Annotated in this window: 12 protein-coding genes and 1 tRNA gene; 5 read left to right on the top strand and 8 right to left on the bottom strand. The window is 59.8% G+C overall.

What is annotated here, in order from left to right:
• Position 1: 1 nt before the first annotated feature.
• Entirely contained in the window at positions 2–1,225 is a 1,224-nt protein-coding gene (locus tag HMPREF2978_RS04005; protein ID WP_070744193.1) for a pyridoxal phosphate-dependent aminotransferase, read from the top strand.
• A 95-nt stretch (positions 1,226–1,320) separates the two neighbouring features.
• Here the strand turns inward: HMPREF2978_RS04005 and HMPREF2978_RS04010 are convergent, their stop codons facing one another.
• Entirely contained in the window at positions 1,321–2,574 is a 1,254-nt protein-coding gene (locus HMPREF2978_RS04010; RefSeq protein ID WP_070744195.1) for an HNH endonuclease signature motif containing protein, read from the bottom strand.
• A 121-nt stretch (positions 2,575–2,695) separates the two neighbouring features.
• Here HMPREF2978_RS04010 and HMPREF2978_RS04015 point away from each other — a divergent pair, with 121 nt between their 5' ends.
• Complete coding sequence (locus tag HMPREF2978_RS04015) at positions 2,696–3,922, top strand: YibE/F family protein (RefSeq protein WP_070744197.1); 1,227 nt, start codon at positions 2,696–2,698, stop codon at positions 3,920–3,922.
• Here HMPREF2978_RS04015 and HMPREF2978_RS04020 read toward each other — a convergent pair.
• Both HMPREF2978_RS04020 and dcd read right to left on the bottom strand, forming a co-directional pair.
• Positions 3,852–5,180: a UDP-glucose dehydrogenase family protein gene (locus HMPREF2978_RS04020; protein ID WP_210398335.1), complete on the bottom strand. Its 1,329-nt coding sequence runs from the start codon at positions 5,178–5,180 to the stop codon at positions 3,852–3,854. The two genes, HMPREF2978_RS04015 and HMPREF2978_RS04020, sit on opposite strands and share 71 nt — an antisense overlap.
• A 59-nt stretch (positions 5,181–5,239) precedes the next feature.
• A complete protein-coding gene (gene dcd, locus HMPREF2978_RS04025; protein WP_046647118.1) occupies positions 5,240–5,812 on the bottom strand; it encodes a dCTP deaminase in 573 nt (190 codons plus the stop codon).
• An 87-nt stretch (positions 5,813–5,899) separates the two neighbouring features.
• On the opposite strand from dcd, the gene HMPREF2978_RS04030 reads away from it, so the two are divergent.
• The 3 genes from HMPREF2978_RS04030 (at position 5,900) to HMPREF2978_RS04040 (ending at position 7,247) form a co-directional block, all read left to right on the top strand.
• Positions 5,900–5,973 (top strand) — tRNA-Gly (locus HMPREF2978_RS04030).
• A 47-nt stretch (positions 5,974–6,020) separates the two neighbouring features.
• Positions 6,021–6,209: a hypothetical protein gene (locus HMPREF2978_RS04035; RefSeq protein ID WP_046647565.1), complete on the top strand. Its 189-nt coding sequence runs from the start codon at positions 6,021–6,023 to the stop codon at positions 6,207–6,209.
• Positions 6,210–6,317: 108 nt separating this feature from the next.
• The gene (locus tag HMPREF2978_RS04040; RefSeq protein ID WP_070744201.1) at positions 6,318–7,247 is read left to right on the top strand and encodes a class C sortase; all 930 of its coding nucleotides are present in this window, start codon (positions 6,318–6,320) and stop codon (positions 7,245–7,247) included.
• An 84-nt stretch (positions 7,248–7,331) separates the two neighbouring features.
• On the opposite strand, the gene HMPREF2978_RS04045 is transcribed toward HMPREF2978_RS04040, so the two are convergent.
• The 5 genes from HMPREF2978_RS04045 to HMPREF2978_RS04060 all read right to left on the bottom strand — a co-directional run bounded on the left by HMPREF2978_RS04045 (position 7,332) and on the right by HMPREF2978_RS04060 (position 16,692).
• Positions 7,332–10,835 (bottom strand): DUF6923 family protein, encoded by a 3,504-nt coding sequence (locus tag HMPREF2978_RS04045; protein ID WP_070744203.1) that lies wholly within the window; start codon positions 10,833–10,835, stop codon positions 7,332–7,334.
• Positions 10,835–11,686, bottom strand: coding sequence for a SpaA isopeptide-forming pilin-related protein (locus tag HMPREF2978_RS12760; protein WP_083312490.1), 852 nt, complete (start codon positions 11,684–11,686; stop codon positions 10,835–10,837). The genes HMPREF2978_RS04045 and HMPREF2978_RS12760 overlap by 1 nt, the downstream gene beginning before the upstream one ends.
• Positions 11,687–11,690: 4 nt before the next feature.
• A complete protein-coding gene (locus HMPREF2978_RS04050) occupies positions 11,691–12,599 on the bottom strand; it encodes a class C sortase (protein ID WP_049378962.1) in 909 nt (302 codons plus the stop codon).
• 193 nt (positions 12,600–12,792) lie between these two features.
• Positions 12,793–14,271 (bottom strand): SpaH/EbpB family LPXTG-anchored major pilin, encoded by a 1,479-nt coding sequence (locus HMPREF2978_RS04055; RefSeq protein WP_070744205.1) that lies wholly within the window; start codon positions 14,269–14,271, stop codon positions 12,793–12,795.
• A 639-nt stretch (positions 14,272–14,910) separates the two neighbouring features.
• The gene (locus tag HMPREF2978_RS04060) at positions 14,911–16,692 is read right to left on the bottom strand and encodes an ABC transporter ATP-binding protein (protein WP_070744207.1); all 1,782 of its coding nucleotides are present in this window, start codon (positions 16,690–16,692) and stop codon (positions 14,911–14,913) included.

The raw sequence follows: 16,692 nt of genomic DNA on the forward strand, positions 1-16,692 counted from the left end.
CATGACACACAACCGGATTTTTGATCAATCCACCAAACTACAGGGCGTTGCCTACGATATTCGCGGCGAGGTTTCCACGGAAGCCGAGCGCATGGAGCTCGACGGGCACAGCATTCTGAAGCTCAACACCGGCAACCCGGCGGTGTTTGGTTTCGATGCGCCGGATGTCATCATGCGCGACATGATTGCGGCGCTGCCGACCTCCCAGGGCTACTCCACGTCGAAGGGAATTATCCCAGCGCGTCGCGCGATTGTGACCCGCTATGAGCTGGAGGATTTCCCCAGCTTCGACGTCAATGACGTGTACCTGGGCAACGGCGTCTCCGAACTGATTTCTATGGTCACGCAGGCGCTGCTTGACGACGGCGATGAGGTTCTCATCCCCGCCCCTGACTACCCCCTGTGGACGGCGGCGACGTCGCTGGCGGGTGGCACGCCCGTGCACTATTTGTGCGATGAGGAGGATGATTGGAATCCGTCCATTGAAGATATTCGCGCAAAAGTAACGGAGAAGACCAAGGCAATTGTGGTCATTAATCCGAATAACCCGACGGGTGCGGTGTACTCGCGTGAGACGCTGCAGAAAATCGTCGATGTGGCGCGCGAATATAACCTGCTGATTCTGGCGGATGAGATTTATGACCGCATTCTTTATGACGGTGCGAAGCACATTTCGATTGCCTCGCTGGCCCCGGATCTGCTGACGATCACGTTTAATGGCCTGTCGAAGGCCTACCGCGTGGCCGGCTACCGCGCCGGCTGGATGGTGTTGACGGGCCCGAAGTCCCATGCACGTGGCTTCATCGAGGGCTTGGACTTGCTGGCGGGTACGCGCCTGTGCCCGAATGTACCGGCGCAGCACGCAATTCAGGTCGCGCTTGGTGGGCGTCAGTCCATTTATGAGCTCACCGGTGAGGGTGGTCGCTTGCTCAAGCAGCGCAATATTGCCTACGAGAAGCTCAATGAGATTCCGGGTGTGTCGGTGACGAAGCCGATGGGCGCGCTGTACTGTTTCCCGCGTCTGGATCCGGACGTGTATGAGATTCACGATGACTCGAAGCTCATGCTCGACATCCTGCGCGCCGAAAAAATCCTCATGGTGCAGGGCACCGGCTTTAACTGGCCCACGCCGGATCACTTCCGCGTGGTCACGCTGCCGTGGGCTTCGCAGCTGGCGAACGCGATCGAGCGGCTCGGCAACTTCCTGGTGAGCTACCGCCAGTAGCCCTGCACGCTACTGACGGCCAGGCTTCCCACGATCGGGCAGGCGTAAAGGGGCGCGCTCAGCGCAAAAGCGTGCGAGGCCCCTTGCCTCGAGCACTAGCGGTCGGGCGGAGCGGGGCTTCCCGGCTCGGAAGGTGTGGATTTCGGCGGCGCGGCGGGTTTGCGGGTGCTTGGCTCAGTACCGCTGTGGCTTGCTGTGCCGTCACGATGCTCCCGGATGCGCTGGGCGCGCGGCGCGCGATGCGGGTGGGCCGGTTCCCGCGGATCGCGGGGGCCGGCCGGTACCCATTTAATCTTGCCGTTTTCGCGCACAATGCGGCCACGGCCCGGGAGGCCATTGATGGCGTTGTGGTACTTGCACAGCGGAGTGAGGTTCTCGGGGTTCGTTTCGCCGCCGTGTCTCCATTCTGTGATGTGGTGTATCTGGGAATAATCGGCGCCGCACAGGCAGCGATCCCAGGCGCAGGTGGGTTGCTCACCGCAGGCCATGATGCGCTGCTTCTCCGAGGCGACGCGCTGGGTGCGGTGGAGTTCCACGGGGCCTTTGACGCGGTCAACAATCATGACGAGGCCTTCTTCGGCGAGCTCGCGCTCGATGAGCTCTTTGCCCGTGATCTTGGCGCCGTTGGATAGCTGAATCACGATATCCCCGAGGTCTGGGGCTGCGTTGTCCCGAGACTCGTCGGCGCAGGGCTGGTCCGAAGTAGAAATTGGGGGTATTGGAGCCGCGGAATCGGGGCGCGGAGTGGAGGGATCACCGAGGCGACCCAGGATTGTGGCGTACTCGGGAAGCTCCATGACGGCGAGGGTCTGGGCCACGGGGCGGGCGAGGCGCCCCTCGCGGAACGCGGCGGTGAAGGAACCTACCGGATCGTCCTCATCGAAGTTAGGGCGCAAGTCCTCGATGAGCGCGGCCGGGGCTGTGAGCGTGAGCTTGGACAGCTCCTTACCCCGGCGAATTGTCACGCCCGGCTTCGGCGTGGTCGGCGGGCTGAGCTCGCGAATGCGCTTGCGCGCATAGCGGGCCACGGCCTTCTCATCGCCAGTGATTCCGCACAGCTCAATGCGCAGATCCCACGCCTGGCGCTGTTTCTTCAGCCTTCCCGCGAAGCGTTCAATGAGAAGCAACGTGGGAAGGTCGTGCCCATTGGCACGGGCGGCCGCAACCGCACGCGCCTGTTTGCGGGTGAAGGCGGTGGAGGCAAAGTAGACGTCGAAAAGCGCCAGCAGAGAGCGTGCCGCAGACTCCGGACCCCACGCCCGGAGCTGCTCGAAGCTGAGCCCCGCAACGCCGGCGACAAGCTCGATGCCCGCCGCCTGGCTGCGAAGATGCGCTTCCACAAGGTTCATGCCAGCAACGCTAAACGCCCCACCCGCACCGCACAACGGCGCCGCCGCCAGCCTGTGGATAACTTGTTGATCGCGTCATCATTAGTTTTCTTTTTAATGAAACTCATTCACAATGATAGGCATGACTAACCTGAATCCGTGGCGTACTGGGCTCATCAGTTTTCTTAGCCTCACCGCTCTGATAACGCTTGCGGGTTTGTTTCTACTACGCCCCACCACCCCGCCATCCGAGCACACCAGCCCGGACTTTTCCACCACCTACGCCCTCAATCATCCACAAGTCGAAGGCACCGTCGAGACCGTGGATAACCACCTGTGCTCCGATCCCCACACGGGCCGCGCCTTCGATGAGGCCCCGCTCATCCCCGCCGAGGGCGACGACACCTCCTGCTCCCGCGCCCTCATTGACCTGACCTCCGGCGCAGACGCAGGCCGCAAGACGCAGCTCGTATTCTATGGCGTGGCCAGTGACCCGACCCTCCACCCCGGTGACGAGGTAATTCTGACAGTTTCCAGCGACGGCACCTATGCCTTCGCTGATTTTCAGCGCAATGGAAACCTTGCGTTGTGGGCTATCATCGCGGCCCTTGTCATCGTCGGCTTCGCCGCTTGGCACGGACTGCGCGCGCTGCTGGGTCTTGTAATCAGCTTGGCAATCGTCTTCTTCTACCTCATCCCCTCTCTCATTGAGGGCCATTCGGCGCTGCCACTAGCCCTCGTGACCTGCGCGGCCATCCTTTTCCTCGCCGTTCCTCTCGTGCACGGCGTGAACTGGAAATCAGCCTCCGCCCTGGGAGGCGCATTGGTGGCGCTAGCGTTGTCGGGGGCGTTGGGGTGGGCGTCGATAAGCAGCACGGCGCTAACAGGCTCGAGCTCGGAGGATAACCTCAAGTTGCTGCTCTACATGCCAGGGGTTTCCGTCGTGGGCGTGCTGCTGTGCGGGTTCATCATCGGCGCGCTCGGCAGCCTCAACGACATCGCGGTGGCGCAGGCCTCCACCGTGCGCGAGCTCCACGCCGCCGACCCCGCAGCCGGGCCCGGCGCGCTTTTCATGTCAGCCATGAAGGTGGGCCGCGACCATATCGCTTCCATGGTGTATACCATCGTGCTGACCTATACCGGCGCGGCCCTGCCCCTGCTCATGCTCATCACGGCGGCGCAGCGCCCAGCCCTGCAGATCCTCTCCAGTGACCTCGTCGCCACGGAGGTTCTGCGCTCCCTGCTGGGCGCGATGGCCTTGACACTTGCGGTACCGCTGACCACCGCGATTGCGGCGTTTACTGTGCCGGAAGGACGCGGCCGAGTGCTTCCACAGTCCAGCCGGCCGCGCGCCAAGCATCGACGTTGAGAACGTTGCGACCGTCGATGATATGACGGCGGGCCACGAGCTCGCCGGCCTCCGCCGGGTCGAGGTCGCGGAACTCCTGCCACTCGGTGGCAAGGATAACCAGCTCGGAATCCTTAAGAGCCGCGCTTGCCGACGCCACGTACTTCAACGTCGGGAACACCTTCTTCGCGTTCTCCATACCCTGCGGGTCATAAACCGTCACGGCGGCTCCCGCCAGGGAGAGCGAACCGGCCACGGAGAGGGCCGGCGAATCGCGGACGTCGTCCGAGTTGGGCTTGAAAGCACAGCCCAGCACGGTGACGCGGTGTCCCAAAAGAGAGCCGTTGAATGCCTGCTTGGCCAGGTCCACGACGCGGTCGCGGCGGCGCATGTTGATGGCGTCGACCTCACGGAGGAAGGTCAGAGCCTGGTCCGCACCCAGCTCGCCGGCGCGCGCCATGAAGGCGCGGATATCCTTGGGCAGGCAGCCGCCGCCGAAGCCCAAGCCCGCACCGAGGAATTTGCGGCCGATGCGTTCGTCGTAGCCGATGGCGTCGGCAAGCTTGACCACGTCCGCACCGGCAATCTCGCAAATTTCAGAGACCGCGTTGATGAAGGAAATCTTGGTGGCCAAAAAGGCGTTGGCGGAGACTTTCACCAGTTCCGCGGTCTGCAGGTCGGTCACGATGAACGGGGTGTTCTGTGCCAGCGGCTGGGCATAGACCTCGCGGGCAACCTCTTCGGCACGACTCTCGGCGAATTCGCCGACGCCGAGGACGATGCGGTCCGGGGTGATGGTGTCCTTGACGGCGTAGCCCTCACGGAGGAACTCCGGGTTCCACGCAATTTCCACGCTGGCGCCTTCCGGGGCAAGCTCATTGGCCATCTGCTGCAGCTCCGCTGCGGTGCCCACGGGGACGGTGGACTTACCGAAGATGATGTGCTCGCCCTTGAGGCGCGGCACGAGCTCCGTGATGACGGCCTTCACGTAGGTTAGGTCCGCCGCATAGGAGCCGTGTGCCTGCGGGGTTCCTACGCCGAGGAAGTGCAGGTTGGCGAACTCCGCGGCGTCGTCATAGCTGGTAGAAAAACCCAGGCGGCCGGACTCGATGTTGCGCTCGAGCACCTCCGGCAGGCCAGGCTCGTAGAACGGCACGCGGCCGTTCTTGAGCGCTTCGATCTTGTGTTCATCCACGTCTACACCGAGCACCTCGTGGCCGAGTTCCGCCATGCAGGCGGCGTGCGTCGCGCCCAGGTAGCCGGTACCAATCACAGTCATACGCATAACCGGGAATTTTAGGCGCGGTTGACCAGAAGCGCGCGGCGAGCACGAAAAGTTTAACGGAAGTTCAGATAGGACTTCGACGGCGTCGGCCCGCGCTGGCCCTGGTACTTCGAACCCAGCGCGCCGGAGCCATACGGCGCCTCCGCCGGCGAGGACATCTTGAAGATGGCCAACTGCCCCACCTTCATCCCCGGCCACAGAGTAATCGGCAGGTTCGCGGTGTTGGACAGCTCGAGCGTGATGTGACCGGAGAAACCCGGATCGATAAAGCCGGCCGTGGAGTGAGTCAGCAGGCCCAGACGCCCCAGGGAGGACTTGCCTTCCAAACGACCCGCGAGGTTGGCTGGCAAAGTGAACTTTTCCAGCGTTGCGCCGAGCACGAACTCGCCGGGGTGCAGGACGAAGGCATCGCCCTCAGCCACCTCCACCTCGCTGGTGAGGTCCGGCATCTCCTGCTTGGGGTCGATGTGCGTGTAGCGCGAGTTATTAAACACGCGGAAGAACTTGTCTAGGCGCACATCGATGGAGGAAGGCTGGACCATCTCGGCGTCGAAAGGCTCGATGCTCAAACGCTCAGGAGCATCAGCGGCGATGGCGGCACGGATATCACGATCAGAAAGAAGCACGGTTGATAGTCTACCTCCCCACTGGGCCTTTTATGGCCTCGGGCGGCGGCGGTGCTAAGCTTTATGACGATGCACATTCTGCATTGCGCCGACGTAGTTTAATGGTAGAACTGCAGCTTCCCAAGCTGCTGGCGCGGGTTCGATTCCCGTCGTCGGCTCCACGTGTTTTACCAGTTCATGGACTAATTTCATACCTACAGGATGTACCATGACAGCCCCTATCTTCACGCCCAAAACCACAGCGGAGCTTCGCGCTGAGCGTGAGCATGTACTTCAAGATCTTGCGCCCCGCACAATCGATGAGCTCCGCGAACAGCGCGCGGTTGATCAAGTTTTAGCCATCGACGAGAACACTCTGAATCGGTATGAAGCCCTGTGCTTCGTTATCGGCGACTAGACAGACACGTTTTCTCTCAGAGCTACTTTCCCTAGCCTGAGATTCGAAAACTACCCCCACGTCAATACCAGGGCGTGCGGCAACAGACCCCCACACAGGCAGGACACAATGGGCAAGCACGAACCAGCGGAAAACACCGACGCACCCAAGAAAAAGGGCGTCAACCCCAACGCCATCATTGCGTTAATTCTGATCCTCGTCGGCCTCGGCGTCTTGCTCTACCCCGTGGTGGCCACGCAGTGGAACAACCACACCCAATCCCGCGCCGCGGAGGAATACGCCAAGCTGGAGAAGCAAGCCCCGCCTGAGGTCCTGCACACCGCGTGGGACGAGGCACAGACCTACAACGCCCAGCTGGGCCAAATCAGTGTGGAAGACGCTTGGACCACCACCGATGACGAAGACTCTCCCGAGTACCAGCACTACCGTCAGTACCTGTCTGTGTTGTCGGAGACCGATGCCATGGGTCGCATCGTCATCCCCTCTATTGATTCCGATCTGCCCATTTATCACGGCACCTCAGAAAGAGCACTCTCCCGCGGCGCTGGCCACCTCTACGGCACGGACCTACCTGTCGGTGGCGTGGGGAACGGCGAGGGCAGGCACGCAGCGCTCTCTGCTCACACGGGTCTACAGAATGCCACGCTGTGGGACAACCTCACCAAGGTCAAGAAGGGCGATGCTTTCTACATCGCCGCCGGCGGCGAGAAGCTCAAGTACGAGGTGCACGATATTCGGGTCGTCGAGCCTGCGGACACCAGCTCGCTCCACCGTGAGCCAGGCCAGGACCTCGTTACGCTCATTACCTGCACCCCCTACGGTGTAAATACCCACCGCTTGCTCGTCACCGGCCACCGAGTGCCAATGGATCCGGAAGACGAGGCCGCATTCAACAGCTCTGGTATTCACTGGCAGTGGTGGATGTGGGCCATTCTGGCTGCCGCTGCCATCATCGTGCTTCTTCTCATCTACTGGTGGCGCAAATATGTCAGCAATGCCAAGGACACCGTGATTGACGACGACCCGCAGGACTCCTAACCGACAATGAGCATGCAATAAGGCCCGCCCTTCCCTGGTTATTGGAAGAGCGGGCCTTTTCTAAAGTTGCCGCAAGCGGTGGTTCTATGCCGGGCGACGTCGCAAAGCGAGGCACCCTGCCGCGACAATCGCGCCACCAGCGAGCGCCCACAGGCCTACGCCCTCACCACCGGTCTTGGGCAGTGCACCCTTGGTGATGTCAGCGACCTGAAGGACGCCGATCTTCTTCACACAGTTGGCAGCGGTGTCAGACTCAGCGCACCTATTACTGGTGATCGCGGTCCCTCCGGAGAGCACCTTGATGACTGCATTGCCATTCTGATCCCACTCCGTCGAGAACTTGATCGGCGCGGGCAGCAGGTTATAGCCGTTCGGCGCCTTCGTCTCGATGAGGTAATAAACGCCAGGGGCATCCAAGCCTTCGAGCTTGACGCGGCCTGTGGTGGTGGTCGTGGACTGCTTCACCACGGGGTTAGCATCAACGTTGACGCTGCCATCCGCGTTTAGCTTCAGGTTGCCGTTAGCATCACTGCGGTGGACGGTGAACTGCGCGCCGCCAAGCAACCCGTCGGTTTGGATCTCGTCCGGGTTGTCCGGGTTATAGCTCGCCTTTTCGAGCAGGACGTCCATCGTTTCCTTGGTCTCCAGCGGGATACAGTCAGTATCCTTCCAGCCGCCCATTTCTGCCTCATTCATGAGGCCAAATTTAGGCTCGTACAGGCCACCCTTGGTGTAGCAGCGGGTGTTTCCTGAAGGTTGGCTCGGGTAGCCGGCGGGTACAGAGGTGCTGTCCAGCTTTGAACGATCCAGCTTGAAACGCACCGTTACCTCGTAGACGTGCTGCCCAGTGCTTCCATCAACACCCTTGGGTTTAATGATCTTCGGAGTGTCATTCTTGTTGAGCTCAAAGGGGCCGGCACCTTGGTACGCACGCGGCTGGCTGGTCTTGTTGAACTCGTCCTTGAAGATCACAGTGGCCCCAGTAACCGTGGCAGCACCAACAAACTTCGGGGTGTCCGTGAGCTTGCCGTAGATCACGTCGTTGGTGTCGAAGCCAGGTGCGTCCGGTGCCTCAACTACGACGTTGTACTTCGCGGTATATTCATTCGCTGCACCAGGAACAGGTTGCGGTGTGTTGTCGACGGCAACCTTATTGAAACAGGCTTCAGTAGCGACGTTGTCATCTTCAGGCGGGCTAGACTCCCCGTCCGTAGCCTGGAAAGCAACCTTGTTCGGACTACATACCGTCTTGAGGTTCCCGTATTCATCTGTTCGCACCGGCGCAGAGACGACATACTCTACCTTCGCGTGCCCTGGAAGAGTACCAACATAGCCCATCATGTATCGGGACTCACCGTCCGCTCCGGATGGGACAATCATGCCTGCATAAATACCAGTTCCCGGCGCAATCTGATCAGGCCCGGGCTTTTGACCGTTGACCTCGGTAGATCCTGCTCCAAATCCCTCGAATTTCGCAGTGGGACCGGAAGCGTTCACTCCATAGTGAGTATCCGTTGGTAGGTATTCCCAGAATGTGCCGCCCGAACTGGTGTTATCCGTGGTGTTTTCCACGGAGATGGTCCAGAAAGTACGCACCTCTCCGTTTACCACCTTGGTCTCCGAGCGTTGCTTCTTCACCGCAATGTTTGATCGCAGCGCTGGCGGCGGCGGAACTAGGTCGGAGGCCGCGTCCGTGTTAAATGAAGCAGGCAGGTTGTTCATTATGTTGACCAACTCGAACGTCGGACTACCGGAATCCGGATTACTGATTTTCAACTCAAAGCCCAGCTGATTCGCATTCCGACTACCCGAGCCAAAACCCAGGTTTCCATTGGAGTAGGTCCACGCCTTGCCCCAAGAAGCAGAGGGGTTCGAGATCGTGCGCCCATCCAAAGTCTTGATGCCGGTGAGATCCCAGGTCGTGATTGCGCCGGTCTGTGTGTCAATGCGTTCGAGGATAAGCTTATCACCTGCCCTGTCCCTACTCTGGAAACCCCACATATACTTCTGGGCTTGCGGGAGCACCGCCCAGTCCTCCGAAAAAGACCGCTGGTTTCCGAACACACGTTCAGCAGTGACTTTGTCGACGTCAACCTTATAAAGGTGCCGAGTACCAGAGGTAGACGTATTGCCCACGAAGAAACCCTCGCTGGTATACACGCCCGCGTTAAGCACATCCCGATCGCCGTTCGTTTCGAAAGGGGTACCGGTGCTTCCGGCCTTTAAAATAGGCCCAAGATTATATACTTCACCGGTTGCCGGATTAATCTGCAGGAGATTTCCTGCAGGGTAGCAGGGATCACCATTTTGACCGCGAATCTGGCTTACCGCATAAAGCCAGTTATCACTCGAGTTGAAGGCGAGGGCGTTGTACACCCAGGGAGTGGACTCTCCCACCTGGCGAAAGTCTCGGCCTTGGTTGACTTGACGGCTCAGAATGGAAGTGTCTCGGCGAAGATCCTTAGGTTCACTGGTTACAACGTAGACAGGGCTACCGTCGGCAAATTCAGCTGGGGTGAGATCGCGCTTTGGCTGTCTGCTTGTAACCGGATCTTGGCACTCCTCTTTCGCAGGAACGGTGAAGGAAGCTGTAAACACTGTATTGGCTGGCCCGCGGTGAACACCCTTAAACTGAATCTGTGCGGTGCCACCAATAGTAATCTGCGGCAGGATGACTTGGTATTCCTTGGCGCTAATCCTTTTGTAGGTCACCTTCGCCTCATACCAACCTCCGTTGGCACCGGTGTAATAGATCGTCAGGTCATCAGGGTTAGTCGATAAATAACTGTTAACGCTGGATTTGAGGGTAACCACCGTGCCTTGCGGAATGGACAGCTGGCCGCCAAAAAGCTCACCGTCCGGAATCTTAAAGTTCGGGATATAGCGGCTTCCCTTGAGCACGTATCCATCGTTTACCATCGTGATGGTGCGGTCGCCTGCAGCGTACGGGGTAATGTTCGGCGCCGCCATCAGACGGGCTGGGGCCGCGTCAACGTCAGCAATATCAAGCGGCTCAGTCACCTCCGAAGGGGCTTCTAAGGCTTCGCTGGATTCAGGTGATGACGTGCTGGTAGTCTCCTCGGCTACTCCACGCACGTCGACGGACATCCCGCTCAGTTCGGATTCCTCTGCGACCGCTGGGATCTTCAGTGAGAAAGCTGCCCCTGCTGGCACGTCAGTAGAAAGGCCAGCGATTCGGAAAGTCACTGAAGAACTGGTTGATTTTACAACGAGGTTGTCTCCTTCGCGGACGGGGATCACTTCGCCGTCGATAGTCAGTGTGTAGGCCGAGCCGTCGAACTCCAGTCCTGCAGTCTCAACAGTGAATTCCAACTCCTCCACGGTTCCGGCGTCAACAAAGTGGCCTTCAAATGTTGCGGAGTCGCCAACAGTCAGGCTCAGTTGGTCTGCGGAATCGAGCTTGGTGCGCAGGGTTGTGGTTTGTGCTTCGGCTACGGCACCAACGATTCCGGGCAGAGCAGCCGGTGCAGCAACACCAACAACGAGAGCCAGTGCAGCAATGAACGCCGCAAGAGCACGCCAGCGGTACACAACCGGCTCGACCGGATGAGAATCTGTCCAGGACATTAGCGTCCCTCGCTTTCTGAATTCTTCCTACGGCTAAAGGCAATCATCACGAAACCAGTGGCAATCAATGCCAACGCTGCGGCTACTACACCGATTACCTGTGCACCGGTCATCGCCAATGAGCCACCATTGCCCGACGACGTTACTGGGGTTGAGGTCTTACCGGCACTTGGAGTACCCGGCGGCGTTGTCTCGGGTTGGTGAGGTGGCTTCCCTGGTTTAGTCGGTGGATAGTTCGGAGGTGTTTGCGGGGTATCCGGGCGTGACGGCGGAGCGCTCGGAGCAGATGACGACGTGGGTGGCGTCGGCGTTTCACCCGGTTTGTGGGTCTTAGCCACGATTACTCCTGGTACTGGTTTCGGGTTATCTACCACCGTGTGGAATGGAACCGCCACCACAAACGGGTTTATCTCTCGGTAGGAATCATCCGGCGCTGTAGACGTCACCACATAGAAGCCATGAGCTAGACCATCAAACGTCACCTCGCCATTGGCATTGGTGACCAGATCCACGTGCACATCGGTGCGCCAATCACGAACCTCGTCGAGATTCGCGTTCCGTACGCGGGCTGCGTCGTCAGCGTTGGTCGGGTCCAAGCCGGCAAGCCGGTCCAGATGAATTGTGACACCTTGGATTTTTCCCGAGGGCGGCTGGCCATCGTCGTTGGGATTGCCTTGTGTCAGCCGGATTGTCACTGTATCCGTAGCCGAAGTGCGTTCCGCACCAGTGGACTGCTGCCCGGCAACCTGCACCGCTTCTGCAGCAACGACGCCCGGCCCTGCGAACGCAACCGCACACGCTACTCCGACGGCAACCACTCGGGCCGACCATGCATTTGTCAACCTCTTCATCGCCTTACTCCCGCACGCTACTTTCCTTATTAATAACTTCTTGCACCCCGGTAGCCGCCTTCTGGCGACGCAGCCACCACACCAGCCAACACCCAATGACAATCACCGCAGCCAACAGCGCGTACATCCACCATTGCCAGCCCGGACCATGGGAGTTTTCAAACACCGACTCCTCCCCAGGCTCCATAGGAACCTGATGGCCACGCACCAGCAAGCGATGCGTGTTGATCCCGTACGGGGTGCACGTAATCAGTGTGACGTAATCCTGATCAGCGACTGGCCGTAGGCCATCTACCTCGCTCGGCAGCACAACTTGAATGTCGTCTACGACGTACTTCAATTTGTGGCCAGCAACCTGGATATAGAACACATCTCCCTCGGTGGCAGAGTCGAGGTGATCAAACATCGTCGAATTTGCCAGACCCGTATGCCCCGTAATGACGGAATGGGTTCCTGATCCACCGACCGGCAGGTCAGAACCATACAAATGCCCCAAACCACGCTGCAGTGTCTTATCTGCGGTGCCATGAAACACCGGAAGATCAACGTCTACTGCTGGGAACACGAGGCGGGCCATCGCTTCGGTCTCACCCAACTGCTTCAAATAAGCCTCATAGTCGGGATTGTCTACCCCGATACGGTTCAGCCACGGATCCAAGATCGGACCCGACGTATGTTCTTCGTTGTATGCATGTGCAGCATCCCACACCGAATCCTGCACCTGCGCCGGTGTCTCTTTATCCAGTCGCGCATATTCCTGCGCCACTCTTGAGGCGTTCCAATTGTTCCATGCGGTCGAGACCACTGGGTACAGCATCACCAACAACCCAACGACAACGATTACCGCCGGAAGGACTAGGCCTCCACGGCGCCTGTGCCGTCGGCCTGCATTTTGGCCTACCACCGTAGTCAACGACCCGCACCACCCAAAAGAATGTCCCACGCGCTAGCGCAGCGCGACCGGGATTACAACGAAAGAGAATGAAGGGGACTGAAGTCTATACCTAGCCCAGTCCCCTCACTGGGTCGAGCACCATATTTTGATTACCCGACCCGCAGCGCAGACCATCATGGACAGTCTGCGCCACCGGAACTATGCCCGGCTATTAGTTGCGCGCGGTACGACGAGCGAACCAAGCACCAGCAGCAACAATCGCTGCGCCAATAGCAGCCAGGATGCCCACACCGGCACCACCAGTATTCGGCAGGTTCGGGGTATCCTGCTTGACGTTGTCAACGTTAGCAACCAGAGTCACCGCGTCGTCACCTTCTCCGGTAGCTGCGATGTCCTTGCGGGTGAAGTTGATCTCCACCGGCTTGTCCAGCTTGGCGTAGCCAGCCGGAGCCTTGGTCTCCTTCAGACAGAACTTCTTGCTTGCCGGAACAACCTCCTTGCCATCCTCGAAGTCGGTGACGTGCAGGCCATCGATGGTGAAGGTACCGTCGGCGCCGGTGGTCCACTTTTTCGCGCCGTTTACCGTCAGCGGGTTCTCGAGCTTATCCTGCGCGGAGGCACATCGGTAGAGCTCGAACTCCGCGCCCTGCAGAACCTTGCCGGCTTCCTTGCCGTCCTTCTTCACAACCTTCAGCTTGCCGTGGTAGGTCACGACCTCGTTGGTCTTGTTTTTGACCTCGTTGCCGGTGTTCGGGTTATTGAAGATGACATCAGCCTGGTTCTTCAGCTCAGTGGTGTCGCCAACCGCCTTGCGCTTGACCTCGAAGGTCAGGGACATCTTGTCACCGGACTTAACCTTGGCAAGGCCCTGTTCGGTCAGGGTTACGACGAGGTTGTTGCCGTTTTCAGCAGGGTTATTGACTGTATAGTCGCCCTCGCCCAGAACCGTATCGCCAGCCTTAACTTCAGTGACCTCCTGGAAATCAAGGCGCTGGTCCAGCTGATCCTCGAAGCGGAAGGCCGTCAGGCTCTTGCCCTCGCCCCAGGTCGGAGCGTCGGCGTTAATGGTGTAGGTGTATGCGTCCTGGATGTGCTTGTCGGCGTCCTTGACGGTCTTCTCGGTCTTGGTTTCCGTGTTCTTCGGGTAGGCCACTACGTCGTAGTTCCAGGCATCGGAAGCCTTATTAACCATCGGCACCGATACGATGAACGGAGCACCGGCAACGATGCCGGCAGGAGCATCGGTCTCCTCAACGAGGTAGATGCCCAGATCCAGGTTCTCAAAGGCAACCTTGCCGTCAGCCCCGGTGGTCTGCTCAGAAGTCGTTTTGGTCTCGTGGCCCTTGGCATCAGCAGCGGTCTTCGGGAACGTCGCCCAATCACCGTTCTGCAGATCGTAATCGAGCTTGGTGATCTTGTAGGTGACGCCAGCGAGCGGTTCGCCCGGAACGCCTTCCATCTTTTGACCGGTAGCTGCAGTACCAGACTCAGCACCCTTCTTCTTGAAGAGGGTGATAGAGCCCTTTTGGTTGAAATTGATGTTTGCCTTGTTCACGGCGCCCTGCTCAGCAGCAGGCTGTGCATCGACAGCACCGTCTTGCGCCAGGGCCCCCGGAGCGGAGATACCCATAGAGAGGCCAACGACGGCAGCGAAAGTAACCGAACGAGCGGTACGAGAGATCTTGTTCACGGAAACTGGTCCTTTACACGAGTTCTGAAATGAGGCACCGCGCCTCATTGGCTGTGCGCAATCCATTCCCCACGGTTCACACACCATGACCTGACTCGTTGCTAAGAATCTTTCGCCTGCCGAGAGTAGTTTTCAGGTGGAAACGTCTACGCAGGCCCCAACCTTAACTAACGATAGCCTGTGGATTACATAACTAGATTCTACCCCAGCGTGTTGGGCAAAGTCCCCGACTAAAGCTCCTCCCCCGCAAAACCGGCTAAACTTCTCAAGAATCCGCACGGTCCACCCAAACGTGAAGACTCCTTCTGCAGTTCAACTAATGCTTTCGAGACGTCATCTAGTTTTGCGTGAAACTGAACACATTACCCCTTTAAGGGGGTAAGCCTGCTCGATTTTACACCCGTTACATAGAATGCAAGCTTCACGCAGGAGAGTAGCTTCCCAGAGAGCACCTTCCAACGACGACGAAACGAACCATATATGCTGCCAATACCACCAGGTAGAACATCCCCTTTGATGACCCATAAAAGGAAGCGTCACCAAGAGCGCTCAAGGTACCCTGAACTCATTTAGATTCTCAGCCTTCAACAGCCCACGTACCAAAGAGTTAATAGCGTTAAGATTCCTGACAAGAGCTCTCTACGTACTCTGAGCCTCGTCGACAGCACGAAGAAGCGCCGCATAGGCACCGCCGCACGCAAGCAGCTCGGCGTGGGTGCCGCGCTCGACCACGCGGCCAGCGTCGAGGACGATGATCTGGTCGGCATCGCGGATAGTGGACAGGCGGTGGGCGATGACCAAGCGGGTAGCATTCGCGCCAAGCACTGCCTCCTGGATGGCGCGCTCCGTCTCGTTGTCGAGGGCGGAGGTGGCCTCATCCAAGATGAGCACCCGTGGTTGGCGCAGCAACGTGCGGGCAAGCGAAAGGCGCTGCTGCTCACCGCCGGAGAAGCGGTAGCCGCGCGAGCCCACCACTGTGTCCAGGCCTTCCGGCAGCGCGGCGATGACCTCGTCCACGCGCGCGGCGTTAAGCGCCGCCCACATCTGTTCCTCGCTGGCATCGGGCTGCGCAAAGAGGAGGTTCTCCCGCACTGTGCCGTGAATCAGGTAGGTCTCCTGGGAGACCACGCCAATGACCTCCGCGCGCTGCTCAGGTGGAATATCGCGCAGGTCGACCCCGCCCAGGTGCACGGTGCCTTCGGTCGGATCGGCAAGGCGCGCAAAAAGTGCGGCCACCGTGGACTTGCCGGACCCGGTATGCCCCACTAGCGCGGTGGTGGTGTGGGCGGGGATGGAAAGGGAGACGTCGGAAAGCGCGTCGGTGTCGGTGCCGGGGTAGCGGTAGGAGACGTGCTGGAGGGTGAGGGAGGCGTCGGCAAGCTGGGCGGGCTGGGTGGCCTCGGTGAGTTCGGGCTCCAGGTCCAGGTACTCGAAGATGCGGCTAAACAGCGCCATCGACGCCACCCACTGCGCGCCCACGTTGAGCAGGCCGGTAATGGGACGGAAGATCTGGGTCTGCAGGGTGGAAAAGGCGATGAGCGTGCCAATCGTAATGCCCGGGCGCAAGCCGGCCGCCAGGTAAATCAGGGCCGGCATCACGCCGAAGATGATTTGCGTCAGCGCCATGCGCCAGCGCCCGGCCAACTGCGATTCCAGCTCCAAACGGATGAGGGAGCGGGAGGTTTTCTCAAAGCCGTCATAGACGCGCTCCTGCGCACCCAGCGTGGCCGCCAGGCGCATGCCGGACACGGACAGGTTCTCCGAAATGGTCTGCTGCAGCGTCGCCTGCGCGCGGCTGTTTTTCTCCATGAGGCTGCGGCGCAGAACGGCGGCGCGGCGGGTCAGCCACACTGCAGGCGGCAGTACCACCAGGGACAAAAGCGAGAGGGTAGGCGAAAGCGCCACCATCGCCACCAACGTAGCCACAGTCATGGTGAGGTTGCTGGCCACGGATGTCGCGGTTGTGGTCACCATGCCGCGCATCGCCGCGATGTCATTGGTCAGGCGCGACTGAATCTCACCGCCGCGGTTATTGGTAAAGAACTGCAGCGACTGGCGCTGCAGGTTGGCAAAGACCTGCGTGCGCAGCTCGTGCATGATGGTGTGCCCCACCCGCGCCGACAGAAAGGACTGGATAACGCCGATGGCCTGGGAGACCACGGTGATGGCCAGCATGCCCCCCCCCAGCCACAACAGCAGTGCGGTGTCGTGGTTGGGAATGGCCTCGTCCACGGTGCGGCGCACCAGGAAAGGCTGCACCACCGTCAGCCCGGAGGTGGCGATGATGAGCGCCACCACCAGCAGCAGCGTGCCGCGGTGCGGGGCAAACAGGCCGGCCACGCGGCGGAAGGCAACCGGGTGCTGGGCCAGCTGATCGACGTCCGCCGGGTCCTTCACCGCGGTGTGCATCGGCCGGGTCAT

This window comes from Corynebacterium sp. HMSC074C01 (genome assembly GCF_001814605.1).
GTDB lineage: Bacteria > Actinomycetota > Actinomycetes > Mycobacteriales > Mycobacteriaceae > Corynebacterium.

Bases quoted from the DNA above. Each gene is read 5' to 3' on its own strand.
- HMPREF2978_RS04005 (WP_070744193.1), top strand. From the start codon at position 2: ATGACACACAACCGGATTTTTGATCAATCCACCAAACTACAGGGCGTT.
- HMPREF2978_RS04010 (WP_070744195.1), bottom strand. From the start codon at position 2,574: ATGAACCTTGTGGAAGCGCATCTTCGCAGCCAGGCGGCGGGCATCGAG.
- HMPREF2978_RS04015 (WP_070744197.1), top strand. From the start codon at position 2,696: ATGACTAACCTGAATCCGTGGCGTACTGGGCTCATCAGTTTTCTTAGC.
- HMPREF2978_RS04020 (WP_210398335.1), bottom strand. From the start codon at position 5,180: ATGACTGTGATTGGTACCGGCTACCTGGGCGCGACGCACGCCGCCTGC.
- HMPREF2978_RS04035 (WP_046647565.1), top strand. From the start codon at position 6,021: ATGACAGCCCCTATCTTCACGCCCAAAACCACAGCGGAGCTTCGCGCT.
- HMPREF2978_RS04040 (WP_070744201.1), top strand. From the start codon at position 6,318: ATGGGCAAGCACGAACCAGCGGAAAACACCGACGCACCCAAGAAAAAG.
- HMPREF2978_RS04045 (WP_070744203.1), bottom strand. From the start codon at position 10,835: ATGTCCTGGACAGATTCTCATCCGGTCGAGCCGGTTGTGTACCGCTGG.
- HMPREF2978_RS12760 (WP_083312490.1), bottom strand. From the start codon at position 11,686: ATGAAGAGGTTGACAAATGCATGGTCGGCCCGAGTGGTTGCCGTCGGA.
- HMPREF2978_RS04060 (WP_070744207.1), bottom strand. From the start codon at position 16,692: ATGACCCGGCCGATGCACACCGCGGTGAAGGACCCGGCGGACGTCGAT.